The organism is Streptomyces sp. VRA16 Mangrove soil, from assembly GCF_017377775.1.
Classification (GTDB): domain Bacteria; phylum Actinomycetota; class Actinomycetes; order Streptomycetales; family Streptomycetaceae; genus Streptomyces.
This window is the reverse complement of sequence record NZ_JAFVLN010000004.1, coordinates 49,668-76,300: the sequence shown is the minus strand read 5'-3', so window position 1 is coordinate 76,300 and position 26,633 is coordinate 49,668. Positions and strand designations below refer to the sequence as shown.

At 71.4% G+C, this 26,633-nt stretch carries 18 protein-coding genes; 10 read left to right on the top strand and 8 right to left on the bottom strand.

All coding sequences use genetic code 11. From position 1 onward, the window contains the following. Positions 1 to 127: 127 nt before the first annotated feature. Positions 128 to 1,567, bottom strand: coding sequence for an NADP-dependent phosphogluconate dehydrogenase (gene gndA / locus J3486_RS12640; RefSeq protein WP_207820364.1), 1,440 nt, complete (start codon positions 1,565 to 1,567; stop codon positions 128 to 130). A gap of 111 nt (positions 1,568 to 1,678) precedes the next feature. On the opposite strand from gndA, the gene J3486_RS12635 reads away from it, so the two are divergent. Both J3486_RS12635 and J3486_RS12630 read left to right on the top strand, forming a co-directional pair. Next, a complete protein-coding gene (locus tag J3486_RS12635; RefSeq protein WP_207820363.1) occupies positions 1,679 to 2,650 on the top strand; it encodes an acetylxylan esterase in 972 nt (323 codons plus the stop codon). A 123-nt stretch (positions 2,651 to 2,773) separates the two neighbouring features. Further along, complete coding sequence (locus tag J3486_RS12630; RefSeq protein WP_207820362.1) at positions 2,774 to 3,898, top strand: transglycosylase family protein; 1,125 nt, start codon at positions 2,774 to 2,776, stop codon at positions 3,896 to 3,898. Here J3486_RS12630 and J3486_RS12625 read toward each other — a convergent pair. Beyond that, positions 3,888 to 4,946 carry a DMT family transporter gene (locus J3486_RS12625; protein ID WP_229377960.1) on the bottom strand — a complete coding sequence of 353 codons (1,059 nt, stop codon included), beginning with the start codon at positions 4,944 to 4,946 and terminating at the stop codon, positions 3,888 to 3,890. The two genes, J3486_RS12630 and J3486_RS12625, sit on opposite strands and share 11 nt — an antisense overlap. Before the next feature lie 304 nt (positions 4,947 to 5,250). On the opposite strand from J3486_RS12625, the gene glgA reads away from it, so the two are divergent. Next, complete coding sequence (glgA, locus tag J3486_RS12620; protein WP_207820769.1) at positions 5,251 to 6,408, top strand: glycogen synthase; 1,158 nt, start codon at positions 5,251 to 5,253, stop codon at positions 6,406 to 6,408. 16 nt (positions 6,409 to 6,424) lie between these two features. After that, a complete protein-coding gene (glgC, locus tag J3486_RS12615) occupies positions 6,425 to 7,642 on the top strand; it encodes a glucose-1-phosphate adenylyltransferase (RefSeq protein WP_207820361.1) in 1,218 nt (405 codons plus the stop codon). A 35-nt stretch (positions 7,643 to 7,677) separates the two neighbouring features. Here glgC and J3486_RS12610 read toward each other — a convergent pair whose 3' ends face one another. Then, on the bottom strand, positions 7,678 to 8,718 hold the full coding sequence (locus tag J3486_RS12610; RefSeq protein WP_207820360.1) for an Lrp/AsnC family transcriptional regulator: 1,041 nt from the start codon (positions 8,716 to 8,718) through the stop codon (positions 7,678 to 7,680). A gap of 113 nt (positions 8,719 to 8,831) precedes the next feature. Between J3486_RS12610 and J3486_RS12605 the strand changes: the two genes are divergently transcribed. Together J3486_RS12605 and J3486_RS12600 are read left to right on the top strand one after the other, a co-directional pair. Continuing rightward, a complete protein-coding gene (locus J3486_RS12605; RefSeq protein WP_207820359.1) occupies positions 8,832 to 10,034 on the top strand; it encodes a M20 family metallopeptidase in 1,203 nt (400 codons plus the stop codon). After that, the gene (locus J3486_RS12600; protein WP_207820358.1) at positions 10,031 to 11,467 is read left to right on the top strand and encodes an MFS transporter; all 1,437 of its coding nucleotides are present in this window, start codon (positions 10,031 to 10,033) and stop codon (positions 11,465 to 11,467) included. The genes J3486_RS12605 and J3486_RS12600 overlap by 4 nt, the downstream gene beginning before the upstream one ends. Before the next feature lie 56 nt (positions 11,468 to 11,523). Here the strand turns inward: J3486_RS12600 and J3486_RS12595 are convergent, their stop codons facing one another. The 5 genes from J3486_RS12595 to J3486_RS12575 form a co-directional block, all read right to left on the bottom strand. Continuing rightward, entirely contained in the window at positions 11,524 to 12,540 is a 1,017-nt protein-coding gene (locus J3486_RS12595; RefSeq protein WP_374194723.1) for an ABC transporter permease, read from the bottom strand. 2 nt (positions 12,541 to 12,542) lie between these two features. Further along, positions 12,543 to 13,505: an ABC transporter permease gene (locus J3486_RS12590; protein WP_207820356.1), complete on the bottom strand. Its 963-nt coding sequence runs from the start codon at positions 13,503 to 13,505 to the stop codon at positions 12,543 to 12,545. After that, complete coding sequence (locus J3486_RS12585; protein WP_207820355.1) at positions 13,498 to 15,027, bottom strand: sugar ABC transporter ATP-binding protein; 1,530 nt, start codon at positions 15,025 to 15,027, stop codon at positions 13,498 to 13,500. Before J3486_RS12585 ends, J3486_RS12590 begins: the two co-directional genes overlap by 8 nt. A gap of 1 nt (position 15,028) precedes the next feature. Then, on the bottom strand, positions 15,029 to 16,135 hold the full coding sequence (locus tag J3486_RS12580; protein WP_207820354.1) for an ABC transporter substrate-binding protein: 1,107 nt from the start codon (positions 16,133 to 16,135) through the stop codon (positions 15,029 to 15,031). A 228-nt stretch (positions 16,136 to 16,363) separates the two neighbouring features. Then, complete coding sequence (locus J3486_RS12575; RefSeq protein WP_207820353.1) at positions 16,364 to 17,380, bottom strand: LacI family DNA-binding transcriptional regulator; 1,017 nt, start codon at positions 17,378 to 17,380, stop codon at positions 16,364 to 16,366. A gap of 192 nt (positions 17,381 to 17,572) precedes the next feature. Between J3486_RS12575 and J3486_RS12570 the strand changes: the two genes are divergently transcribed. From J3486_RS12570 to J3486_RS12555, 4 genes are all read left to right on the top strand, one after another. Beyond that, complete coding sequence (locus tag J3486_RS12570; RefSeq protein WP_207820352.1) at positions 17,573 to 20,224, top strand: PA14 domain-containing protein; 2,652 nt, start codon at positions 17,573 to 17,575, stop codon at positions 20,222 to 20,224. 68 nt (positions 20,225 to 20,292) lie between these two features. Next, positions 20,293 to 22,686, top strand: coding sequence for a beta-L-arabinofuranosidase domain-containing protein (locus tag J3486_RS12565; RefSeq protein WP_207820351.1), 2,394 nt, complete (start codon positions 20,293 to 20,295; stop codon positions 22,684 to 22,686). Positions 22,687 to 22,753: 67 nt separating this feature from the next. After that, a complete protein-coding gene (locus J3486_RS12560; protein ID WP_374194717.1) occupies positions 22,754 to 25,102 on the top strand; it encodes a GH92 family glycosyl hydrolase in 2,349 nt (782 codons plus the stop codon). Between the two features lie 154 nt (positions 25,103 to 25,256). Next, positions 25,257 to 26,633, top strand: coding sequence for a wax ester/triacylglycerol synthase family O-acyltransferase (locus J3486_RS12555; protein WP_207820349.1), 1,377 nt, complete (start codon positions 25,257 to 25,259; stop codon positions 26,631 to 26,633).

Genomic DNA, 26,633 nt, shown 5'->3' with positions numbered 1-26,633 from the left:
GGATCCGTTCCCGACGCCGAAGCCCCGGCCCGTGCCGGAACCCTCGCCGTCCCCGGTCCCGCCCGGACCGACCCCGGACCCCGACCCGACACCACCGGAGCCCGAGCCGTCGCCGGTCTAGCGGTGACTACGCCTCGACCTCGGAGCGGTCACCGCCCCACAGCGTGTGGAACGAGCCCTCCCGGTCGGTGCGCCGGTACGTGTGCGCGCCGAAGAAGTCCCGCTGGCCCTGCGTGAGCGCGGCCGGCAGGCGCTCGGCGCGCAGCGCGTCGTAGTACGCGAGCGCCGCGGCGAAGCCCGGCGTGGGCACCCCCTGCGTGGTCGCGGCGACCAGGACGGCCCGCCAGTCGTCCTGCGCCGCCGCGATCTCGTCGGCGAACCCCTTGTCGGAGAGCAGGCTGACGAGGCCCGGCTCGGCCTCGTACGCCGCCGTGATCCGGTCCAGGAAGGCGGCCCGGATGATGCAGCCGCCGCGCCAGATGCGGGCCACCGCGCCCAGGTCGATGTCCCAGTCGTACGTCTCGCTGCCCGCGGCGATCTCGTGGAAGCCCTGCGTGTAGGAGACGATCTTCGAGGCGTACAGCGCCTGTTCGACCTTGTCGGCGAAGGCCGCGGCCTCCGGTTCGCTCAGCGCGTCCGGCTTCGGGCCCGCCAAGTGCCGCGACGCGTCCCGCAGTTCGGCGTGCCCGGACAGCGAGCGCGCGAACACCGCCTCCGCGATGCCGGACACCGGCACGCCCAGGTCGAGCGCGATCTGCACCGTCCAGCGGCCGGTGCCCTTCTGCTCGGCCTGGTCCTGGACGATGTCGACGAACGGCCGGTCCGTGGCCGCGTCGGTGTGCGCCAGCACGTCCGCCGTGATGTCGATCAGGTAGGAGTCGAGGCGCCCCTCGTTCCAGGTGCGGAAGATCTCGGCGATCCGCTCGGGGGAGCACCCGGCGACGTCACGCAGCAACTGGTAGGCCTCGCCGATGAGTTGCATGTCCGCGTACTCGATGCCGTTGTGCACCATCTTCACGAAGTGCCCCGCGCCGTCCGGGCCGACGTGGGTGACGCACGGTTCGCAGTTGCCCGCCTTGGCCGAGATCCGCTCCAGCATCGGACCCAGCGAGGCGTACGACTCGACGCTGCCGCCGGGCATGATGCTCGGCCCGTGCAGCGCGCCCTCCTCGCCGCCGGAGATCCCGGTGCCGACGAAGTGGATGCCCTGCTCGCGCAGGTCCTTCTCGCGGCGGCGGGTGTCCGCGAAGTGCGCGTTGCCGCCGTCGATGATCATGTCGCCGGGTTCGAGGAGCGGGGCGAACTCCTGGATCACGGCGTCCGTCGCCTCGCCGGCCTTCACCATGATGACGAGCCGCCGCGGGCGTTCCAGGGCGGCCACGAACTCCTCGGCCGTCTCGGTCGGGACGAAGATGCCCTCCTCGCCGAACTCCTTCACCAGCGCGTGCGTACGGGACGCGGTGCGGTTGTGGAGGGCGACCGTGTATCCGTTCCGGGCGAAGTTCCGGGCGAGGTTGCGGCCCATCACCGCGAGGCCCGTGACACCGATCTGGGCTGTAGTGCTCATGCCTGTCGCTCCTGGATTGGGAAAATGAAAGATCTTGTTCAGTTGGGCAGGGGTGAGGAGTTAGGTTTACGTCCGTCCCCCCGAGGACTCTCTACGAATCTGGAGCCGTGCGTGCCTCATTTCGACCTGTCGCTCGACGAACTGCGTGCTTTCAAGCCGTCACTGACCGCCCCGGACGACTTCGACGCCTTCTGGGAGAAGACGCTGGCCGAGGCGAGGGAACACGACCTCGACGCGCGCTTCGAGCCCGTCGAGGTCCCCTACACCGCGGTGGACGTCTTCGACGTTACGTTCGCCGGCTTCGGCGGGCATCCCGTGAAGGGCTGGCTGATCCTGCCCGCGAACACCGCGGAGCCGATACCCGCCGTCGTCCAGTACATCGGCTACAACGGCGGCCGCGGCCTGCCGCACACCCATCTGCAGTGGGCCGCCGCCGGGTTCGCGCACTTCGTGATGGACACCCGCGGCCAGGGCAGCGGCGGCTCCGTCGGCCACACCCCCGACCCGGTCGGCAGCGCTCCCGCGGTCTCGGGCTTCATGACCCAGGGCATCCAGGACCCGCACGACTACTTCTACCGTCGCGTCTACACCGACGCCGTGCGCGCGGTGGAGGCGGCCCGCTCGCACCCGCTCGTGGACGCCTCGCGCGTGGCCGTGACCGGCGGCAGCCAGGGCGGCGGCATCACCATCGCCGTCGCGGGCCTGGTCCCCGACCTGAAGGCGGCGGCGCCCGACGTGCCGTTCCTGTGCCACTTCGGGCGCGCGGCCACCCTGACCGAGCGCCACCCGTACCGGGAGATCGCCCTCTACCTCAAGACGCACATCGGCGAGGACGAGCGCGTCTTCCGCACGCTGTCCTACTTCGACGGCATGAACTTCGCGGCCCGCGCCGGCGCGCCCGGTCTGTTCTCGGCCGCTCTCGAGGACCTGACCTGCCCGCCGTCGACCGTGTTCGCCGCGTACAACCACTGGGCGGGCAGCGAGCGTTCGATGGAGGTGTACGCCTTCAACGACCACGAGGGCGGCGGTGCGGTCCAGCAGGCCGTCCAACTGCAGTGGATCCCCGGGTATTTGAGGGACTAGCCACCCGAAGGGCGAAAAGTGGCCAAGGTGGCTCACGGCACCCTTGTCACCTGTGCGTAGGAGCGGCTAATTTGCCGCTCCTACGCGTGCCTGGGGGCATCCCGGGGAGCTGAGGGGGCGTTGATGGCGTTACGGGGACGGCACCGCCGGTACCAGCCGAGCCGGGTCAACCGGGCTTCGCTCACGGTGACCGTGGGCGGCGCGGGCATGGCGATCCCGCTGATCGGCGCGGGCACCGCGCAGGCCGCGGACGTCGGCAGCTGGAACAAGGTCGCGGCCTGCGAGTCCAGCGACAACTGGAGCATCAACACCGGCAACGGCTACTACGGCGGACTCCAGTTCACGTCCTCCACCTGGGCCGCGTACGGCGGCAGGGCCTACGCCCCGCGCGCCGACCTCGCGACGAAGGACCAGCAGATCGCCGTCGCCGAGAAGGTCCTCGCGGGCCAGGGACCTGGTGCCTGGCCGGTCTGCTCGCAGCGGGCGGGCCTGACCCGCACCCCGGCCGCCCCCGTCCGTACGGTCACGGACGTCAAGCCGGAGACGATCCCGCAGTCGACGGCGAGCAAGGGCCGCCCGGAGATGTACACCGTGGTCGGCGGCGACACCCTCTCCGGTATCGCCGACGCCCGGAAGGTGAGCGGCGGCTGGGCCCGCCTGTACGCCGCCAACCGTGACGTCGTCGGGGGCGACCCCGATCTGATCGTCCCGGGCCAGCGGCTGACGCTGCCGGGCGCCGCCACGGCCAGGCGCACGGCATCCGAACCGAAGAAGTCCGAGCCGAAGAAGTCCGAGCCGAAGAAGACCGAGCCGAAGAAGGCCGAGGCGCCGAGATCGACCTCCGGCGCCGTCGTCGCCCCGGTCGCGGCCTCCATCGGCACCCCGTACCATGCGACCGGTTCCTCCTGGTCGCAGGGCTACCACACGGGCGTCGACTTCGAGGTGCCCACCGGAACCTCCGTGAAGGCCGTCGAGGCGGGCACGGTCGTCTCGGCGGGCTGGGGCGGCTCGTACGGCTACGAGGTCGTGATCCGGCACGCCGACGGCAAGTACACCCAGTACGGACATCTGTCGGCGCTGACCGTGAAGGGCGGGCAGCGGGTGGTGGCCGGGCAGCGCATCGCCCGCTCCGGGTCCACGGGCAACAGCACGGGCCCGCATCTGCACTTCGAGGTGCGGACCGGGCCCGGCTTCGGCAGTGACGTGGACCCGCTCGCGTATCTGCGGGCCCACGGGGTCAGGATCTGATGTCCTCGTAGTCCGCACAGCCCCCGTAGGAGCCGGAACCGGGGTCCGAGCCGGATCCCGTGCGGTGACCGTCGCGCTGGGTCTTCGGCTGGCGCGGCAGACCGTCGAGGGCGGCCGGGCTGTCCGGCACCTCCGGGCTGTCGTCCCCGGCCGCGTCCTGCGGCCCGGCCGGGGCCTGCGCCGCGCCCTGCGCGACCACCGCGGCCGCCTGCGTGGCGTGCTCCCGGCCGATCCGCTCGGTGGTGAGCAGGATCAGGCCGCCGGCCGCCACGACGCCGCAGCCGAGCGCCAGGACCGTGCCGATCGTGCCGTGCCGGAACGTCTCGCCGAACAGGGTGATGCCGACGGCCGCGGCGACCACCGGGTTCACGACCGTGGCCGTGGCCAGCGGCGCGGCCAGGCCCGCGCCCCGGTAGGAGGCCTGCGACAGGAGCATGCCGGTGACGGCGAGCCCCGCGATCGCGAGCAGCGTCGTCAGCTGCTCCAGCGGCTCGCCGGACCAGTCCACGGCCACGGACTTCGTGAACACCGAGGCCATGCCGAACGCCCCGCCCGCCGCGACGGCCAGCAGCACCGCACGGACCGCCGGGTGCCGGTGCGCGGCTCGCGCCGACGTCATCAGCACGAGCACGCCACCGACCGTGATCAGCCCGACGAGCAGCCGCTCCGTGCCGTCCAGGGACTGCTCGGAGGAGGCGCCGGTCAGCGCCAGCAGACCCGCGAGCCCGGCGGTCGCCATGATCGCCCCGCGCCAGGCCGTGGACCCGGCCCTGCGGCCCACCAGCAGCGCCGACATCGGCAGCGCGAGCACGATGGTGAGCGCGCCCAGCGGCTGCACCAGGCTGAGCGGGCCGAGGGCGAGCGCGACGACGTGCAGCAGCGCGCCCAGGCCGTTCAGGCAGCCGGCGCCCCACCAGGCGGGCCGCCGCAGCGGCGCGTAGGCCGCCGCGGGGGAGGTCTCGGCCACCCGCTCCTGCACGATCGCCCCGCCCGCGTAGGCCACCGCGGAGACGAGGGAGAGCAGCACGGACAGCGCGAGGGCACTCATGAGGCGCTCCTGGCGGGACGGCGCGGCGAGCGGTCGGTTGTCATACCTCCACGATCTCTCGCGCGCGCGTTTTCTGTCGTCCGACCAGAGCAGTCATTGGGTCCTACTGCCGATGGAGTACGTCGCCTCCTGAGTCATCCCCAGGGTGGGTGCCCGTGGGACTACTGACCGTGTCGGCACTCTTCCGCGCGGACCGTTCATGGGTGACCATGAGACGCAGCTCGCGAACAAGAAGCACGGGAACGACAGTGCGAGTGTGACCTTCAGCAGTGTTGCCGACCGACGACGGGGGCCGCGCGTGCGAGTGGGACTGCTCAGCCGGGAGTACCCCCCGGATGTATACGGCGGTGCGGGGGTGCACGTCGAGTTCCTGGCGCGGGAGCTGCGCCCCCTCGTCGACCTGGAGGTCCACACCTGGGGCGAGGGCGCGGGCGACGGAGTGCGCAGGCACCGCGCCTGGCCGGCCCTCGACGGGGCGAACGACGCCCTGCGCACGCTCTCCGTGGACCTCTCCATGGCCGCCGCGCTCGAAGGCCGCGACCTCGTCCACTCCCACACCTGGTACACGAACCTCGCGGGCCACCTCGCGGCGCTCCACCTCGGCATCCCGCACGTGCTGACCGCCCACTCCCTGGAACCGCTGCGCCCCTGGAAGGCCGAGCAGCTCGGCGGTGGCTACGCGCTCTCGGCGTGGGCCGAGCGCACCGCGGTCGAGGCCGCGGACGGTGTGATCGCCGTGTCCCGCGCGATGCGCGACGACATCCTCGCCTGCTACCCGGCCCTGGAGCCGAAGAAGGTCCGCGTCGTGCACAACGGCATCGACGTCTCGCTCTACCACGCCGAGCCCGGCACCGACGTGCTGCGCCGCTACGGCGTCGACCCGTCCCGCCCCTACGTCCTGTTCGTCGGCCGCATCACCCGCCAGAAGGGCGTACCCCATCTGCTGCGCGCGGCACGGCAGTTGACCAAGGACGCGCAGCTGGTGCTGTGCGCGGGGGCGCCGGACACCCCCGAGATCGGGCGGGAGTTCCGCGAGCTGGTGGAGGAGCTGAAGCGGACACGGGACGGGGTGTGCTGGATCCCGTCGATGCTGCCGCGCTCCGAGGTCGTCCAACTGCTCGGCCACGCCGCGGTGTTCGTCTGCCCGTCGGTGTACGAGCCGCTCGGCATCGTCAACCTGGAGGCGATGGCGTGCGGCACCGCGGTCGTCGCCTCCGCGGTCGGCGGCATCCCCGAGGTGGTGGCGCACGGTGAGACCGGTCTGCTCGTCCCGTACGCCGAGCAGGACCCGGAAGGCTTCGAGGCGGGCCTCGCCGAAGCCCTGAACACGGTGGTGGCCGACCCCGCGACGGCCCGGAGCATGGGCGCGGCCGGACGCGAGCGGGCGGCGGCGGAGTTCGACTGGGCCGCGGTGGCCCGGCGCACGGTGGACGTGTACCAGGAGATCCTCAAGGGCTCCTAAAACACAGGGGGTTGGCATGCGCGGTGGACCTTCGGTGCTCGGGATCGTACTGGCGGGAGGAGAAGGCAAACGGCTGATGCCGCTCACCGCGGACCGGGCGAAACCTGCGGTGACGTTCGGCGGCACCTACCGTCTCGTCGACTTCGTGCTCTCCAACCTCGTCAACGCCGACATCCTGCGCATCTGCGTCTTGACGCAGTACAAGTCGCACTCGCTCGACCGGCACGTGACGACGACCTGGCGGATGTCGAGCCTGCTCGGCAACTACGTCACCCCGGTCCCGGCGCAGCAACGCCTCGGCCCCCGCTGGTACTTGGGCAGCGCCGACGCCATCCTCCAGTCCCTCAACCTGGTCCACGACGAACAGCCCGACTTCATCGCGGTGTTCGGCGCCGACCACGTCTACCGCATGGACCCGCGCCAGATGCTGGCCCAGCACATCGAGTCGGGCGCGGGCGTGACGGTGGCGGGCATCCGCGTGCCGCGCGCGGAGGCGTCCGCGTTCGGGATCATCACGCCGGCCCGCGACGGCACACGCGTCGAGGCGTTCCTGGAGAAGCCCACCGACCCGCCGCCGCTGCCCGGCTCCCCGAACCAGGTCTTCGCCTCCATGGGCAACTACCTCTTCACCACCAAGACCCTCGTCGACGCCCTCAAGGAGGACGCCGAGGACGACGACTCGGCGCACGACATGGGCGGTTCGATCCTGCCGCTGCTCACCGAGCGCGGCGTCGCCCAGGTCTACGACTTCGACGGCAACCACGTGCCGGGCGAGACGGAGCGCGACCACGGCTACTGGCGGGACGTCGGCACCCTCGACACGTACTACGACGCGCACATGGACCTGATCTCCGACCGGCCCGCCTTCAACCTGGACAACCGGCGCTGGCCGATCTACACGCACTCCGGCCAGCTGCCGCCCGCCAGGTTCTGCGCCGCGGGCATCGCGAGCGAGTCGATCGTCAGCCCCGGCTGCGTCATCCGCGGCCAGGTCACCCGCTCCGTCCTCTCGCCCGGTGTGGCCGTCGAGGACGGCGCGGTCGTGCAGGGTTCGGTGCTGCACCACAACGTCCGTGTCGGGCGCGGCGCCGTGGTGCGCGGCGCCGTCCTCGACAAGAACGTGGAGGTCCCGGCGGGCGCCACCATCGGCGTCAACCCGACCCGGGACACGGAGCTGTACACCGTCTCCAAGGGCGGCGTGATCGCCCTGGGCAAGGGGCAGCCGGTGTACTGAACCCGCCGGTCCCGAAGGACGTCCGAGCGGGTTGCTCAGCCGGCGGGCGCCACGGCCCTGATGTCGATCGGTACCGCACCGGTGCGGTACCCGCGCTCGTCCAGCAGATGCCCGTTCAGCTTCATCGGCCACAGCGCCACCGCCCGGTCGACGACGGTGAGCGCGGGCACCCGCTCGGCGAGCCGGACCTCGAAGCGCTGCGCGTCGTCGAGCGAGCGGACCCAGGCGATCACCTTGAGGTTGTGGCGGCCGATCACCCCCGCGCAGAGCCGCACCTCACGCGCGCCCGTGACCTGCTCGGCCACCGACCGCAGCGCGTCGGGCGCGGCCCGCCCCCACAGGATCAGCGAGACCGGCCACTCCGACAGGGGGCGCGCCACCTCGCAGCGCATCTGGGCCATGCCGGAGGAGAGCAGGCGGTTGACCCGGCGGCGCACGGTGTCGGGGCTGGTCCCGCACCGCTCCGCGAGCAATCGGTGGCTCGCCCGGCCGTCGACCGACAGCTCGGCGAACAGCGCGTGGTCCAGCTCCGTGAGCGGAAAGGCGGCGGCCTCCACCCGGGGCGCCGCGTCCGCGAGCCGGGCGATCTGCTCGCTGCTCAGCGCGCGCAGCCGCCAGCGGCTGCCCTCCGTGTACACCGTGCTCGCCAGATGGGTGCGGGTGGTGACGATGCCGTCGAGCGCCCCGAGTCGGTGCGTCACCCAGCGGGTGAGCGCCGCGAGATGGGGCGCGAGCACCGTGAGCAGCAGATCGCGGCCGCCGCTGACGTGCTCGACGGTGATCACGTGCGGCTCCGCCGCCAGGGCGCGGGCGACCTCCGTCAGCCGCCCGTTCGCGCAGTCGACCTCGACGAACGCCAGACACCCCTGACCCGACTCGGCGGCCGGCGGCCCCGGATGACAGCCGATCCACGCGGCCCCGGCCCGGGTCAGCCGCGTCCAGCGGCGGGCCGCCGTCACCGGATCCACTCCGATCGCCGCGCCGATCCGGGCCCATCCGGCCCGCGGCGCGATCTGCAGCGCGTGCACCAGGGCCTGATCCAGGTCGTCGAGCGTCGCCGCACCGGATTCCTGCATCACCGCTCCACTCCTGCGTTTTCCCTGCGATTCATCTTCCGTTCCTGCGCCAGGACCGCACTCTGGCGCCACCCCCGCCGCCCGCCGGACCGTACCAGGAGGTTCACCCCCGCATGTCGCTCACCGAACGCGCCCAGGAACTCCAGCCCGAACTCGTCCGGCTGCGGCGCGCCCTGCACCGCGAACCCGAGCTCGGCCTCGACCTGCCCCGCACCCAGGAGAAGGTCCTCGCCGCCCTCGACGGGCTGCCCCTGGAGATCACCCTCGGCAAGGGCCTCAGCTCCGTCACCGCGGTGCTGCGCGGCGGGAAGCCCGGCGGCGCCGTCCTGCTGCGCGGCGACATGGACGCCCTGCCCGTCACCGAGCAGAGCGGCGTGGAGTACGCCTCCCGGGTCCCCGGCGCCATGCACGCCTGCGGCCACGACCTGCACACGGCCGGTCTAGTGGGCGCGGCGACGCTGCTCGCCGAGCGCCGCGAACACCTCCAGGGCGACGTCGTCTTCATGTTCCAGCCGGGGGAGGAGGGCCACAACGGCGCGGGCGCCATGATCGAGGAAGGGGTCCTCGACGCGGCCGGCAAGCCGCTCGACGCCGCGTACGCGCTGCATGTCGCCGCGAACACGCTGCCCGGCGGCTGGGTCGCCACCCGCCCCGGCACCGTCACCTCCGCCTCCGACCGGATGACCGTCACCGTGCGCGGCAAGGGCGGCCACGGCTCGACCCCGTTCAGCGCCAAGGACCCCGTCCCGGTCGCCTGCGAGATCGTCACCGCCGTCCAGACGTGGGTGACCCGCCGCTTCGACCTCTTCGACCCGGCCGTCGTCACCGTCGGCACCTTCCACGCCGGCACCCAGGCCAATGTCATCCCGGAGACCGCCACCTTCGAGGCCACGATCCGCAGCTACTCCGAGACCGTGCACGAGCGGCTCGTCGAGGGGCTGCCGAAGCTGGTGCGCGGCATCGCCGAGGCGCACGGCGTACAGGCCGAGGTGGCGTACTCCGTCGAGTACCCGGTGACCGTCAACGCGCCGGACGAGACCGCCTTCGCGATCGACACCGCCCGCGACCTGCTCGGCCACGACGTCGTCTGGCAGGCCCCCAACCCGGCCAACGGCTCGGAGGACTTCGCGTTCGTGCTGCAGCGGGTGCCCGGCGCGATGCTCATGGTCGGCGCCGCCCCCGAGGGCGCCGACCTCGTGCAGGGCCCCATGAACCACTCGCCGCTGGCCGTCTTCGACGACGCCGTCCTCGCCCGCCAGGCCGTCCTGCTCAGCGGCCTCGCCGAGCGGCGCCTCGCCCAGGGGACGACGGCGTGAGCGCCGCCGGGGGAACGGCGGGCAAGGTTCGCGCCGTCGTCGGGCTGCTCGTCGCCTTCGAGCTGGTCAGCGGGCTGCTGCAGGGCGCCGCCGTGCCGATCGTGCCGGAGGTCCAGGACTGGCAGGGGATCACCACCGGGCAGGCCCAGTGGTTCACCAGCATCCAGCACCTGGCCGCCGCGATCTGCGTCCCGGCCTTCGGCCGCCTCGGCGACCTGTACGGACACCGGCGGATGATCCGTGTCGCGCTCGGCACCATCGCCGTCGGCACGGTCCTCGTCGCCTGCGCCCCGAACCTGGGCGTGCTGCTCCTGGGCCGCGCCCTGATGGGCCCGCTGGCGGCGCTCCTGCCCCTGGAGATCGGCCTCGTGCGCGACCGGCTCAGCGTCGACGACGGACGCAAGGCCGTCGGCCTGCTGGTCGGCATGCTCACCCTCGGCACGGTCCTCGGCCACGCCCTGGTCGGCCCCCTGCTCAGCCTCCTCGGCGATCTCCGCCTCACCCTGGCCGCGCTCGCCGTCCTCGCCGTCGGCTGCACCGCGCTGTCCTTCACCGCGATCCCCGAGTCCCGCACCCGGGCACGCGGCCGGATGGACTGGCCCGGCGCCGCCCTGCTCGCGCTCGCCCTGGTCACCCTCCTCGGCACCGTCGCCCGCGGCGCGTCCTGGGGCTGGTTCTCCGCGCCCACCCTCGGCGGACTCCTGCTCTCCGCCGCCCTGCTGTACGGCTGGGCCCGCCTCCAACTGGACCGGCCGAACCCCCTGGTGGACGTCCGCTCCCTCGCCCGGCGCAAGAGCGCCCCCGCCTACGCCTCCGGGTTCGTGCTCGGCGCCGTGATGTTCGGCGGGCAGACCGTCGGCGTCAGCTTCATGGCCGCCTCACCGGCCGACGAGGGGTACGGATTCGACCTCGCCGCCTGGCAGATCAGCCTCTACGGCGTGCTGCCGAACATCATGGCGTTCGTGGGCTCCGCCCTGTGCGCGGCGCTCGCCGTCCGGATCGGCTACCGCAGACTCCTGCTGCTCGCCTTCATGCTCCTCACCGCCGGCTGCGTGGGCCAGCTCGCACTGCACTCCGCGCTCGCGCCGTTCGCCGCCGCGAGCGCCCTGATCGGCGTCGGCTGCGGGCTCGCGCTCGGCGGACTGCCCACCGTGATCGTCGAGGGCAGCGCCGCCGACCGCACCGCCAGCGCCACCGCCGTCTACAACAACCTCAAGACCCTCGGCGGCAGCGTCGGCGGCGCCGCCTTCGCGGGCGCGCTCGGCACCCTCGTCATCGGCACGACGGACACCCCCGCGCTGACCGCGTACCTGACGATCTGGGCGGGCAGCGGCGTGGCCTGCGCGCTGGCGATCCTGGCCCAGCTCGTCCTGCGGGAAAGGAGTTCAGGCCCCGCCGTGTCCGCGGCGCCGCTCACGGAGGACGTCCACTGACGCCGCGGGGCGACGGCCGGATCGCGGCCGCCGCCCCGCAGCCCACCGGCGCCGGGTCACAGCACCCGGCGCCGCCGCCCCAGCCAGGTCTGCGCGATCACGACCACGGCCAGGAACGCCCCGCTGACGACCTGCTGGTACGCGGAGTCGAGCGACCCGATCTGGTTGATCACGTTCTGGATCACCTTCAGGAGCAGCACCCCGACCAGCGATCCGCTGATGAACCCGAACCCGCCCGTCAGCAGCGTGCCGCCGATGACGACCGCGGAGATCGCCTCCAGCTCCATGCCGGAGCCGAGGATCGTCACCCCCGACACCAGCCACGCCGCGTTGAGCGCGCCCGCGAGCCCCGCGCACAGACCGGACACCGTGTAGACGCCGATCTTCGTACGGGCCACCGGGGCGCCCATCAGCGCCGCCGCGTCCTCGTTGCCGCCCACGGCGTACACGTACTGCCCGAAGCGCGTACGGCGCAGGACGACCGCCCCGCCCACGAACAGCGCCAGCGTGATCCACACCGGGACCCCGATGCCGAGCAGCCTGCCCTGACCGAGCGTCGCGAAGAACGTGGACTTGTCGACGAGGTACGTGGTCGCACCCTCGTCCGTGATCGCGAGCAACAGCCCGCGCGCGCCCAGCATCGCGGCCAGCGTCACGATGAAGGGGGCCAGCCGGGAGCGGGCGATCAGCACTCCGTTGACCAGGCCGATCAGTCCGCACACGGCGAGCGGCAGCAGCAGCGCCACCACCGTCCCGTACTGCGAGCCCCATGCCGCGAGGACCCCGCCGAGAGCGAACAGCGAGCCCACCGACAGATCGATGCCGCCCGTCACGATCACGAACGTCATACCGAGCGCCACCACCGCGAGAAACGCGGACGACAGCGCCATGTTCTCCAGGTTGTCCCCGGTCAGGAACGTGTCGAAGGAGAGCGACGCCACGATCACGGCGATCACCAGGGTGACCAGGGCGCCGTGCTGCTGGGCCAGCGCACTGAGCCGCTCCGCGCGCGTCGCGCCCAGCGGTTCCTCCTCGCCCGTCCTGGCCGGCGGCGCCGTCTCCACGTCGGTCATGGTCATCGCTTCCCCCGCTCCCTGGCCGCGTAGACGGCGAGCACGATCACCACGGCCTGCGCGATCTGCGTCCACGACGGCGGCAGATCGTGCTTGATGAGGGTGGCCGTGAGCAGCTGGATGAGGACGGCGCCCGCGACGGTGCCGCCGATCCGCACCCGGCCGCCGGTGAGCGGCGTCCCGCCGACCACGACGGCCGTGATCGCGGACAGTTCCATCAGATTGCCGAGCGACGTCGGGTCGCTCGCGGTCAGCCGTGCGGTCGCCAGCACCCCGGCCACGGCGGCCAGGACGCCCGACAGGACGTACACGACGATCAGCACCCGGCGCACGGGCAGCCCCGCGAGCCGCGCCGCCGGACGGCTGTCGCCGACGGCGAGCAGCTGACGGCCGAACGTCGTGCGCCGCACGACGAACGCGACGAGCAGCGCCAGCACCGCGGCGATCAGCACCAGATAGGGGACGCCGAGCACATCACCGGTGCCGAGCGAGCGCAGCCCCGGATCCCGTACGTCCTTGAGCTGCGGGAGCAGGACCAGCGCGAGCCCGCGTCCGGCCACCATCAGCGCCAGGGTGGCGACGATGGGCTGCACCCCGACGAAGGCGACGAGCGCGCCGTTCGCGACACCCACCAGGGCGCCGCCGACGAGCGCGGCGACCACCGCGATCCACGCCCCGTAGCCCAGATAGAGGGAGATCAGGGAGGTGGCGAGCGCCATCACCGAGCCGACCGACAGGTCCACGCCCTCGGTGCCGATGGCGAGCGCCATGCCGAGCGCCACGATCAGCACGGGGGCGACCTGCACGGCCTGGGTGCGGAAGTTCTCCGCGGACAGGAAGTGCGGGGTGAAGGCGATGTTCGCCAGGAGCAGGACCACGACGCCCGCGTACACGCCGTAGTCCTGGAGGAGGCGCAGAAGGCGGGCCCGGTCGAGCCCGGTCCTGCCCAGGGTCAGTTCACTCAACGGGCGGCCCTCCGGCGGGAGTTGCGGCGATCGCGCGCATCAGTCGGTCCTCCGTGACCGCGTCTGCGGTGAGCTCGGCGACCACCGCGCCGTCCTTGAGGACGACGACCCGGTCCGAGCCCTCGATCAGCTCCTCCATGTCGGAGGAGATCAGGAGCACACCGAGCCCGTCGTCCGCCAGCTCGTCGATGAGCTTTTGGACCTCGGCCTTGGCGCCCACGTCGATGCCGCGCGTCGGCTCGTCGAGCAGCAGCACCTTCGGGTTCATCGCGAGCCAGCGGGCGAGCAGCACCTTCTGCTGGTTGCCGCCCGACAGCTCGCCCACCTTCTGGTGCGGACCCGCCGACTTGATGTGCAGCCGCTGCACGAACGTGTCCACGATCCTGTCGATCCGGGCCTCGTCGACCAGGCCGAACCGGGACAGGCCCGGCAGCGCCGCCAGCGCGATGTTCTCCCGCACGGACAGGCCCGGCACGATCCCCTCCGCCTTCCGGTCCTCGGGCAGGAGACTGATCCCCGCGCGGATCGCCGCCGGTGTCGAACCGGTGCGGACCGCGGTCCCGGCCACCAGGACCCGGCCGCCGTCCACGGGCAGCGCGCCCGCGATCGCCTTCGCCGTCTCGCTGCGTCCGGAGCCGAGCAGCCCGCCGAGTCCGACGACCTCCCCGGGCCGCACCTCCAGCGACACCCCGTGCAACTGGTGCCGGACCGTCAACTCCTGTGCGCGCAGGATCGGTTCGGACGCCGCGTCGTGCTCGCCGGAGAACTTGGTGAGCCCCTCGTCCTGTACGTCACCGACGGCGCGGCCCAGCATCAACGAGACGAGATCGAGCCGCTCCAACGCCGCGAGCCGGCCCGTGTGCACCACCTTGCCGTCCCGCAGCACCGTCACCGCGTCGCACACCGCGTAGAGCTCGTCGAGCCGGTGACTGACGTAGACGACGGCGATGCCGCGCTCCCGCAGCATCCGGATCACGCCGAACAGGGTCTGCACCTCGCGGGGTTCGAGGGACGACGTCGGCTCGTCCATGATGACGACCTTCGCGTCCACCGCGACCGCGCGGGCCAGGGCCACCATCTGCTGCGCCCCGACGCCGAGTTCGCGCAGCGGACGCTGGACGTCGACCCGTACCCCGAGCTCGCGCAGCGCCCCGTCCGCCTCCCGGTGCATCCGCCGGAAGTCGATCAGGCCGAGGCGGCCGCGCGGCTCGCGCCCCAGGAACAGATTGCGGGCCACGCTCATCAGCGGGACGAGATTGACCTCCTGGTAGATGGTCGAGATGCCCGCGTGCTGTGCTTCGAGCGGCGTGCCGAAGCTCACCGGCCGGCCGTCGTACGCGAGCTGCCCCGCGCCGTCGGCGTCCGGCTGGTACACCCCCGTGAGCACCTTGATCAGGGTGGACTTGCCCGCCCCGTTCTCCCCGATGAGCGCGTGCACCTCCCCGGCGCGCGCGGTGAAGTCGACACCGTCGAGGGCGCGCACGCCGGGGAACGTCTTGCTCAGGTTGGTCACCGACAACATGTCAGAAAGCCTTGTTCAGGTCCGACTTGGCGTTGTTCTTGGTGTACGCGCTGTCCTTGATGACGATGTCCTGGCCGACCTTGTCACCCTTGGTGAACGAGTCCAGGGTCTGGAAGGCGAGCGGACCGAACCGCGGGTTCGACTCGATGACGCCGGAGATCCAGCCGTCGACGATGCCCTGCACCGCGTTCCGGGTGCCGTCCACCGTCACGATCTTCACGTCGCCGGCCTTCTTGCCCGCGCCCTTGAGGGCGTTGACGGCGCCGAGGCCCATCTCGTCGTTCTCGGCGTAGATCCCGGTGATGTCCGGCTTGGACTGGATGAGCTGCTCGGTGACCTGCTGGCCCTTCTCACGAGCGAAGTCGCCGGTCTGCTTGAAGACGACCTTCAGGTTCGGGGCCTTCGCCTTGATCCGGTCCTCGAAGCCCTTGGTGCGCTCGGTGGTGACGTTGTTGCCCGCGGCGCCCAGCAGGATGGCGATCGTGCCCTTGCCGCCGGTCGCCTCGATCATCTGGTCGGCGGCCCGCTTGCCCTGCTCGACGAAGTCCGAGCCGATGAACGAGACATAGTCCTTGCAGGCCGTCGCGTTGATCTTGCGGTCGACGGTGACGATCGGGATGTGCTTGGCGGCCGCGGCGCGCAGCACCGGCTCCCAGCCGTCGGAGTTCAGCGGCGCGATGACCAGCAGGTCCGCGCCCTTGGCGATCAGGTCCTGGACGTCGCTGATCTGCTTGGAGAACTGCGACTGGGCGTTGGCGGTGAGCAGCTTGATGCCGCGCTTGTGGGCCTCGGCCTTGATGGAGGCGGTCTCCGCGATACGGAACGGGTTGGCCTCCTTCTCCGACTGCGAGAAGCCCACGGTGGCGCCCTTGAGGTCGAGCTTCTTGCCGCCGTACGTCGAGATGTCACAGGTTGCGCCGGTGCCGGGCGAGGCGACCTCCTGCCCGGCGTTCTCGCCCGCCGCACTGGAACTCGCCTTGCCCGAAGAGGAGTTGTCGTCCTCGGACTTGGCGCACCCGGTGGCGAGCGCGAGGCCCGCGACGAGGCCGGCGGCGAGCAGCGCCCGCGAGGAGGTACGGCGGCGACGGTGGAACGCGGTCTGCGTCATGATCAGGTCCCCAAAACGGCACGGCCCGGCGCGGATACGCGCAGACGGGATGGGTCGGCTGGTGCGATGGCTTGAGCGGTGGCCAGGGCGATGGCGTGCGTCGGCGCGGGAGCGACGGCGCATGTTCGACCGGTCGGATCGGCGGTACAGGGGAGGTTTTTACATCGTTGGAAGAAGGCTGTAAAGAGGTCGCGCAAGGAGCCGTTCGACGCGGCGGCCGCCGCCGGCTCAGCGTCGGCCGAGCGTGCTCTCCCGCTCCACCAGCCGGAATTCCGCCGTCAGTTCACGTCCGGCGCGCTCCTCGGGGTGCTCCAGACTGCGCAGCAGCGACTGCACCGCGAGTCGTGCGATGGCCTGCTTGTCCGGCGAGATCGTGGTCAGCGTGACCGCGCCGAACTGCCCCTCCGCGATGTCGTCGAACCCGACCACCGCCACGTCCCACGGCACCCGCAGGCCCCGCTCGTGCAGCACCCGCATCGCCCCGATCGCGACCAGGTCGTTGTACGCGAACACGGCGTCGGGCCGCACCCCGGAGTCCAGCATCCGTGCCATGGCCTCCGCCCCGTCGCCCCGGTCCCAGCCGCCCGTCGCCCCGACCAGCGAGTCCGGCGCGGCGAGGCCCGCCTCGGTCAACTCCCGCCGCCAGCCGTCGAGTCGGAGCCGGGCCGGCTGGTTCGCCGAGTCGGTGCGTTCGCCCAGGTAGGCGATGCGGGTGCGGCCCCGGCCGACGAGATGGCGCACCGCGGTGCGGGCCGCCGCCACGTTGTCGATGGCGATGTGGTCGTGCGGCAGGTCGTACGCGCGCTCCCCGAGCAGCACCAGCGGCACCTCGTCCCCGTCGCGCCCGCGCAGGTCCTCGGCCTCCAGCTCCAGCGGGCTGAGAATGAGCCCGTCGATCACCCGGGCCCGGAACCCCTGGCTGACCAGGAGTTCCTGCTCGCGCTCGCCGCGGGTGTGATCCAGCAGCACGGTGATGTCGTGCTCGCCGGCGGCGTCGATGACCGCGCCCGCCAGCTCCGCGAAGTACGGGTTGCCCAGCTCCGGCAGGGCCAGCGCGATGATCCCCGTACGCCCTTTGCGCAGATGGCGGGCCGTCAAGTTCGGCCGGTAGCCCAGCTCGTCGATGGCCTCCTGGACCCGGGCCCGCATCGCGGGCGTGACGTGCTGATAGTTGTTCACGACGTTCGACACGGTCTTGATCGAGACGCCCGCGCGCTCCGCGACATCCTTGAGGCTCACCCGCACGGAATCTCCTTCGGCTGGGCGCGCCCGCTCTTCGGACGCGCTTGTCATGACCCTGGACAGCGCGCGGGGGTGCGTGCTGTCATGCCAACTGCCGTTCATTTCCAACGATGTACAAGCGAAGTACACACGAGTTGTACCGACTTGAGCGGCGAGCCGCCACCCTTCCTCAAAGCCCCAAGCACTGGAGGATCCGTGCGCACCAGAACCACCCTCAGACACCGCGGCCGACATCTGGCCCTGCTGCTCACCGCGGCACTCGGCCTCACCGCGCTCTCCGTGGCCCCGAACGCCGCGGCCGGTGAGAATGATGCCGGGAGCAGGGCCGCCACCTCGGCGGACGAGCCCGTCGTCCCCCACGGACTCAAGGGCGAGTACTACAGCCAGTCCGCCCCCGGCGCCTTCGACTTCGCCGCCCTGAAGGCGACCGGCTTCGACCCGCAGATCGACTTCGGCAGCCTGGAGTCCCGCCTCCAGTCCGCCACCGGCAGCGCCGACGACGCGAGCGTGCGCTGGACCGGGAAGCTGGTCCCCGAGAAGACCGGCTCGACAACGTTTTCCCTCATAGGGGACAACGGATTCCGGCTCTGGGTCGACGGCAAGCTCGTCATCGACCACTGGGTCGACGACTGGGACAAGGAGCAGACCTCCGCGCCCGTCGACCTGACCGCCGGCAAGGCGGTCGACATCAAGGTCGAGTACTTCGAGCACTACGGCGGCTCCAATCTCCACCTGCGCTGGACCGAGCCGGGGGAGCAGAAGGAGGCCATCCCGTCCTCCGCGTTCCGCATCCCCGACGACTGGAAGTACGACGGTGCCATCGGCACCACGGTCCTCGGTGACGGCCGCACCCTCAAGCTCGACTTCGCGCAGAAACTGGGCACGGTCCCCGCGGACGTCGGCGACCACCTCAACGCCGTGATCGGGGGTGCGAAGTGGCCGCTGAGCAGCGTCAAGCCAGACCCCGACGACGCTCGCGCCCTCGTCGTCGGCCTCAAGGAGCCGGTCGTCGGGAACAAGGACGGCGACGCGGCCGGACTCGCCGACGTCACCTACGACGGCAAGGGCGGCCTGGCCGGCAGTGACGGCACCGCCGTCGGCGCGTTCTGGTCGAGCGGCCCGAACCACTCGACGTACGAACTCAGGACCAAGTGGGGCGACGACGTCACTCCCGCCAACGCGCACCGCGAGTACCCGCGCCCCCAGCTCACCCGCACCGACTGGCGCAACCTGAACGGGAGTTGGGAGTTCGCCGCCGCCAACGAGGGCGACCCGGTCCCGGTCGGCAAGAAGCTCGGCGAGAAGATCCTCGTGCCCTACCCGGTCGAGTCCCAGCTCTCCGGCATCGAGCGCCACGAGGACCGCATGTGGTACCGGCGCACCTTCACCGTCCCCGCCGACTGGAAGGTCGGCAGCGGCAAGCGCCTCCAGCTGAACTTCGGCGCCGTCGACTGGAAGGCCGAGGTCTACGTCAACGGCACGAAGGTCGCGGACCACAAGGGCGGTTACGACAAGTTCAGCGCCGACATCACCGACGCGCTGAAGCCCGGCCGTACCCAGGAGCTGATCGTCGGCGTCTACGACCCGACCGACGCCAAGGACGGCGAGAACCCGCCCATGGGCAAGCAGCGCCTCGACCCGTCCGGCATCTGGTACACCCCGTCGTCCGGCATCTGGCAGACGGTGTGGATGGAACCGGTCGCCACCGACCACGTCAGCGACCTCAAGCTGACGCCGGACGTCGACAAGAAGCAACTCGCCGTGCAGACAACGGGAGTTCGCGACGGTCTGCCCGTCACCGCGACCGCGTACGCGGGCAGGACGAAGGTGGCCACCGCCACCGGCACCTCCGGGCAGCCGCTGACCCTGAAGATCGCCGACCCGCACCTGTGGACCCCCGACGACCCCTACCTCTACGACCTCAGGGTGAGCGTCGGCGGGGACCGGGTCGGCAGCTACTTCGGGATGCGCTCCATCAAGGTCGAGAACGTCGACGGCACCCCGCGCACCGTCCTCAACGGCAAGCCGGTCTTCATGATGGCCACCCTCGACCAGGGCTTCTGGCCCGACGGCCTGCACACCGCCCCCAGTGACGAGGCGCTCGCGTACGACCTGAAGATGCACAAGCAGATGGGCTTCAACTCGGTCCGCAAGCACATCAAGGTCGAACCCGACCGCTGGTTCTACTGGGCGGACAGGCTGGGCCTGCTGGTCTGGCAGGACATGCCCGCGATGGCGGCCGGCGTCAACCCGTCGACAGCGGCGCGCGCCGAGTACGAGCGCGAGATGAAGACGATGATCGACCAGCACTACAACCACCCGTCGGTCGTCATGTGGGTCACCTTCAACGAGGGCTGGGGCCAGTACGACGAGGCCCGCATCGCCGACCAGGCCAAGGCCTGGGACCCGACCCGGCTGATCAACTCGATGTCCGGCATCAACCTCGGCGTCGACGGCGGCACCGGCGACATCATCGACGAGCACGGCTACCCGAGCCCCGCCCTGCCACCGAACCCGGACGGCAAGCGGGCCCTGGTCAGCGGCGAGTACGGCGGCCTCGGCCTCGCCGTGCCCGGACACGCCTGGTCGGTCCAGCAGAGCTACGTGGACGTGGACCCGGCGACGTACACGGACGACTACCTGGAGAAGCTCGGCGAGGTGCACAAGCTGGCCTGCAAGGGCGGCAACGGCGCCGTCTACACGCAGATCTCCGACGTGGAGGGCGAGCTGAACGGCCTGCTCACCTATGACCGCAGGGTCGTCAAGCCGGACGTGAAGCGACTGCACGACGCACAGCAGGCGCTGATCAAGGACGCTTCGCAGGCGACCGTGGCGAACTGCTCCTGACCCGTTCGTCCCCGGGGGCGGGCCCGCACGCCCGGGCCCGCCCCTCTCCTTCCCCCGGGAGCACCCTCATGACAGTGACCAGACGCGGCGTGCTGCAGGCCGCGACCGTGGCCTGCGCGGCCACCGCGTTCGGCGCCGCGCCGGCCCTGACGGCCCGGGCCGACGCGGCAGGACCCGCCGCCGACGCCTTCACCCGGCTGCCCGTCGGCAGCATCACCGCACACGGCTGGCTCGACCATCAACTCCGGCTGCAACTGGCCGGGTTGTGTGGTCGATACGACGAGAAGTCCCACTTCCTCGTCATGGACACCTGCGGCTGGGTCCACCCCGAGCTCGGCGGCTGGGAAGAACTCCCTTACTGGCTGCGGGGATTCGTACCGCTCGCCGTCGCCACCCGCGACGCCGACGCGCTCGCCACCTGCAAGCGCTGGATCGACGCGATCCTCGCCACCCAGCAGGACGACGGCTTCTTCGGCCCGCGTGCCCTGCGTACATCGTTGAACGGCGGCCCCGACTTCTGGCCCTTCCTGCCGCTCCTGATGGCGCTGCGCACGTACGAGGAGTACACGGGCGACGAGCGGATCGTGCCGTTCCTGACCCGGTTCCTCACGTACATGGAGGCGCAGGGCAAGGGCGCCTTCGACTCCAGCTGGGTCTCCGTGCGCTGGGGCGACGGCATCGACACCGCGCGCTGGCTGTACGAGCGGACCGGCGACGCCTTCCTGCCGCGCCTCGTCGACAAGATGCACCACTACGGCGCCGACTGGACGGGTGAGCCGCCCACCCCGCACAACGTGAACATCGCCCAGGGCTTCCGCGAACCCGCCCAGTACGCCCAGTGGGCGGGCGGCGGCGCCGAGGACCTGGTGCGGGCCAGCTATCGCACGTACGACCAGGTCCTCGGTGAATACGGTCAGTTCGCGGGCGGCGGATTCGCCGGTGACGAGAACTACCGGCCCGGCTTCGGTGATCCACGGCAGGGCTTCGAGACCTGCGGCATCGTCGAGTTCATGGCCAGCCACGAACTGCTCACCCGCATCACCGGCGACCCGGTGTGGGCCGACCGCTGCGAGGACCTGGCCTTCAACATGCTGCCAGCCGCCCTCGACCCGCAGGGCAAGGGCATCCACTACGTCACCAGCGCCAACGGCGTCGACCTCGACAACGCCCGCAAGACAGAAGGGCAGTTCCAGAACGGCTTCGCCATGCAGTCGTTCCAGCCGGGCGTCGACCAGTACCGCTGCTGCCCGCACAACTACGGCATGGGCTGGCCCTACTTCACCGAGGAACTCTGGCTCGCCACGCCGGACGGCGGGCTCGCCGCCGCGCTGTACGCGCCGTGCTCCGTCGAGACCACGGTCGGGGGCGTCCGCGTCACCGTACGGGAGGAGACGGACTACCCCTTCGACGAGACCGTCACCCTGACCGTGGGCGTGGACCGGCCCGCCGACCTCCCGCTGCGGCTGCGCATCCCCGGCTGGTGCGAGAAACCCCGCCTCTCCGTCAACGGGCAGGCGGTGAGCGTGGGTTCGGGACCGTCGTTCGCCGAGATCCGGCGTACCTGGCGGGACGGCGACCGCGTCACCCTGCGGCTGCCGCAGCACACCACCCTGCGCACCTGGAGCCGCAACCACGACAGTGTGAGCGTCGACCACGGGCCGCTCACCTACTCGCTGAAGATCGCCGAGAAGTATGTGCGCACCGGCGGCAGCGACACCTTCCCCGAGTACGACGTGCACGCCGCGTCCGCCTGGAACTACGCTCTCGTGCTGGGGAGTTCTCCGACGCTCGCCCGTCGGCCGGGCCCGCTGCCCGCCAACCCGTTCACCCTCGACGGGACCCCGCTCACCCTCGCCGCCAAGGCCCGCCGGCTGCCCGAGTGGATCGCCGACGACGAGCACGTGGTGGCGCCCCTGCAGCCCAGTCCCGCGCGCAGCCGCGCGAGCGTCGAGACCGTCACCCTCGTCCCCATGGGCGCGGCCCGGCTGCGCATCACGTCCTTCCCGACGGCCGCCCCCGACGGACACCCCTGGACACCCGAACCGCCGTACCACCGCGTCGGGAACAAACACAGCGGCAAGGTCCTCGCCGTCGACTCCATGTCCACCGCGAACGACGCGCGCGTCGTCCAGTTCGACAACTCGGGCACGGGTGACCACGCCTGGCAACTGCTGGACGCGGGGGACGGCCGGCTCCGGATCCGTAACGGGCAGAGCGGCAAGTTCCTCGCCGTCAAGGACAGTTCGACGGCCGACAGTGCCTGGGCCGTCCAGTACGAGGACAACGGCCGCCCCGACCTGCTGTGGCGCCGGATCGACCAGGGCGACGGCTGGTTCCTGCTGCGCAACGAGCACAGCGGCAAGGTGCTCGGCGTGGACGGGATGTCCGGCGACAACAGTGCGCAAGTGGTGCAGTTCGCCGACAACGGGACGGACGACCACCTCTGGCGGCTGGAGTCTTGACGGGCCGTCGGCACCGCACGAAGAATGATCTCCGCACCCTGCTGACAACGTTGTCGAAAGGCGCATGATGAAGAGACCCAACCGCCGTTCCGGCACGCGCATGTGGGGCGCGGTCGCCGCCGCGGCCCTGCTCGGCACCGGACTCGCGGCGCCCGCCGTGGCCACCGACGCGGGACGACTGACCGATCTGGTGAACCCGTTCATCGGCACGGAGAACGAGGGCAACACCTATCCGGGCGCCGCCGTGCCGTTCGGCATGGTGCAGTTCTCGCCGGACACCGGGCACAACACCGGATACGACTACTCCGAGAACCACATCCGCGGCTTCTCCACCGTCCATCTCTCGGGCGTGGGCTGCGGGTTGGGCGGCGACCTGCCGGTCCTGCCCACCACCGGCGACATCACGTCGACCGACTACTCCACGTACGCCGCCGAGTTCAGCCACGACGACGAGAAGGCGTCGCCCGGCTACTACAAGGTGGGCCTGAAGACCGGCATCGAGGCGGAGCTCAGCGCCACCAAGCGCACCGGCGTGCAGCGCTACACCTTCCCGGACACCGACAAGGCCAACGTCCTCATCAACGCCGGGCAGTCGCTGCACAGGACGCTGCACACCAAGGTCGAGATCCTCGACGACCACACCGTGCGCACCGCCATCACCGGCAGCGGCTTCTGCCAGGACACCAAGCCGTACACGGTCTACACGATCACCACGTTCGACCGGCCGTTCACGGCGTCCGGCACCTGGAAGGGCGACACGGTCACCGCCGGGTCGAAGACGTCGACGGCCGACGCCGAACGCAACGGCGCCTACGTCCGTTTCGACACCGGCAAGGACCGCACCGTGGAGGCGACCACCGCGATCTCCTACGTCGACGCGCACGGAGCCGCGCTCAACCTCCGTACGGAGGGCGGCCGTTCCTTCGACAAGGTGCGCGACGCCGCGCAGGCCGCGTGGGAGGACCGCCTCGACGACGTCCGCACCCAGGGCGGCAGCGACACGCTGCGGCGCACCTTCTACTCGTCCCTCTACCGGTCCTTCCTCGCGCCGAACATCGGCAGCGACGTCGACGGCCGCTACACCGGCTGGGACCAGAAGATCCACCGCACTGCTGCGTACGGGGGGTCCACGTACTACCAGAACTGGTCCCTGTGGGACACCTACCGCACCCAGACGCAGCTCCTGTCGCTGCTCGCGCCGCGCGAGACCCGCGACATGGCGCTCTCGGTCATCCAGATCGACAAGGACAGCGGCTGGCTCCCCAAGTGGGGCTACGGCACGGTCGAGACGAACATCATGACCGGTGACCCGGTCACCCCGTTCCTCACCAACGCCTACCAGCAGGGCCTGCTGAAGGGGCACGAGGAGGACGCGTACCGCGCGCTCAAGAAGAACGCCGACGGCGTGCCGCCGGCCGACTCCGCGCCGGTGGGCCGCGAGGCCAACAGGGAGTACCTCGCGAACGGGTTCGCGCCCTACATCAAGGACCGCGCCCATGTGAAGCCCGGCGACTCCGACTACGACCACGGCGCCTCCGCCACCCTGGAGTACGCGCTGTCGGACGCCATGCTCGGCCAGATGGCGAAGGAACTCGGCCACGCGGACGACGCGATGCGGTACACCGAGCGCGCCCAGAACTACCGCAGGATCTTCGACAGTTCGACCGGATTCTTCCGTGCGCGCGACGCCTCCGGCGCCTTCACGGGACCGGCCGACCCGGCGCAGAGCGAGGGCTTCCACGAGGGCACGTCCTGGCAGTACCAGTGGCTCGTCCCGCAGGACCTGCCCGGCATGGTCTCGCTGATCGGCGGCGAGGGCGCGGCGAACCAGCGGCTCGACTCGTTCTTCGCCTACGACAAGCTGCTCGCCGACCCGGCGAAGACGGCCCGCGAGGTGTGGGTCAACGGACCGTACGCCTACTACAACGCCGACAAGTACAACCCCCAGAACGAGCCCGACCTGATCGCGCCGTACACGTATCTGTCGACCGGTCAGCCGTGGAAGACCACGGACGTCGTGCACGCGGCGCTCACCCTGTTCACCGACGCCCCGACCGGCATGACCGGCAACGACGACCTCGGCACCATGTCCGCCTGGAACGTGCTCTCCTCCATCGGGATCTTCCCGGTGCAGCCGGGCACGGACACCTGGGGCCTGTCGACGCCCGTCTTCGAGCGTGTCGACGTCACCCTCGACCGGCGCTACTACCCGAAGGGGAAGCTGACCGTGCGGGCGAAGGGCACGTCCGACACCGACCGGTACATCCAGTCGGCTCGGGTCGACGGCGCCGCCTACGGCAAGACCTATCTGACGACCGAGGACCTGCGCGGCACGAGCGATCTCTCGTTCACCGTCGGCGCGCAGCCCTCGCGGTGGGGGACCGGTGCCGACGCGGCGCCGCCCGCGCTGAAGTGACGTAGCAGACACGGCACTTGAGTCACTTGAGACCCGCCACTCACGCAGTGGCGGGTCTTAATCTGTTGTTAACTGTCCGTGCCTAGATCGTACTTGACCGTAATCGCCCGGGGGTTGTTGACTGCGGATCCCGTCGTCGACGCGAGAGCCCTCCATGACTGCGAAGAGCTCGGACCTGCTCGCCCCACTCGACCTGGCGTTCTGGAACATCGAGACTGCCGAACACCCCATGCACCTCGGCGCGCTGGGGGTCTTCGAGGCCGATGCGCCGGGTGCCGCCCGGCACGCCTACGAACTGCTCGCCTCCCGCGCGGCCGGTGTGCCCGGCCTGCGGATGCGGATCGCCGGGGTGCTCGTCCCGGTGGGCGGCGCGGCCCGGGTGCCGGTCACCGACTTCGATCCGCTGGACCACGTGCGGATCACCGAGCCGGTCGCCGACTTCCACGCCGCGGCGGGTGCATTGATGGAGCGTCAGCTGGACCGGCGCAGGCCGCCGTGGGAGGCCCACGTCCTGCCGTCCGCCGACGGCTCCTCGTTCGCCGTGCTGTTCAAGTTCCACCACGCCCTCGCTGACGGGCTGCGCGCCCTGACGCTGGCCGCCGCCGTCATGGACCCGGTGGAGTTGCCGGCCGCGCGGGCGCCCCAGCCGGAACCCGCCGTGCGCCGCGGTCTGCGCCTGCCGTTCCCCGGCCTGCGCGACATCACCCTCGGCGACCTCGACCCGCGCCGCTACCCGGGGCACGTGCGCGCCCTCGCGGGCGCCACCACCCAGGCCGTCTCCATCGGCGCCTCCGTGGCAAAAGCCACCTGGGGCGTGCGCACCTCGAAGGCGCTCACCTCCGAGGCGAGCGGCACCCGGCGCACCGCAGGCGTCGTCCTCGACCTCGACGACGTCCACCGGATCCGCAAGACGGCAGGCGGCACCGTCAACGACGTCCTGATCGCGGTGGTCGCCGGAGCCGTGCGGCGCTGGCTCGACGAGCGCGGTGACGGCAGCGACGGCGTCGAGCCGCGCGCCCTGATCCCCGTCTCGCGCCGCCGCCCGCGCACCGCCCACCCGCAGGGCAACCGGCTCTCCGGCTATCTGGTGCGGCTGCCCGTCGGCGAGCGCGACCCCGTCGAGCGGCTGCGCACGGTGCGCGCCGCGATGGACCGGCGCAAGGACCGCGGTCCGCAGCGCGGCGCCGGAGCCGTCGCCCTGCTCGCCGACCACGTGCCGCCGCTCGGCCACCGGCTGGGCGGCTCGCTCGTCGGGCAGAACGCGCGGCTGCTCTTCGATCTCCTCGTCACCAGCGTGCCGCTGCCCAGCCTCGGCCTGAAGCTCGGCGGCTGCCCGCTCACCGAGGTCTTCCCGCTGGCCCCGCTCGCCCAGGGCCAGTCCCTCGCCGTCGCCGTCTCCACGTACCGGGGGAGCGTGCACTACGGGCTCGTCGCGGACGCCGCCGCCGTGCCCGACCTCGACGTCCTCGCCCGCGCGATCCGCACCGAGCTGGAGCTGCTCGGCGCGGAGTGCGAGTCGCGCAGGGCGTGA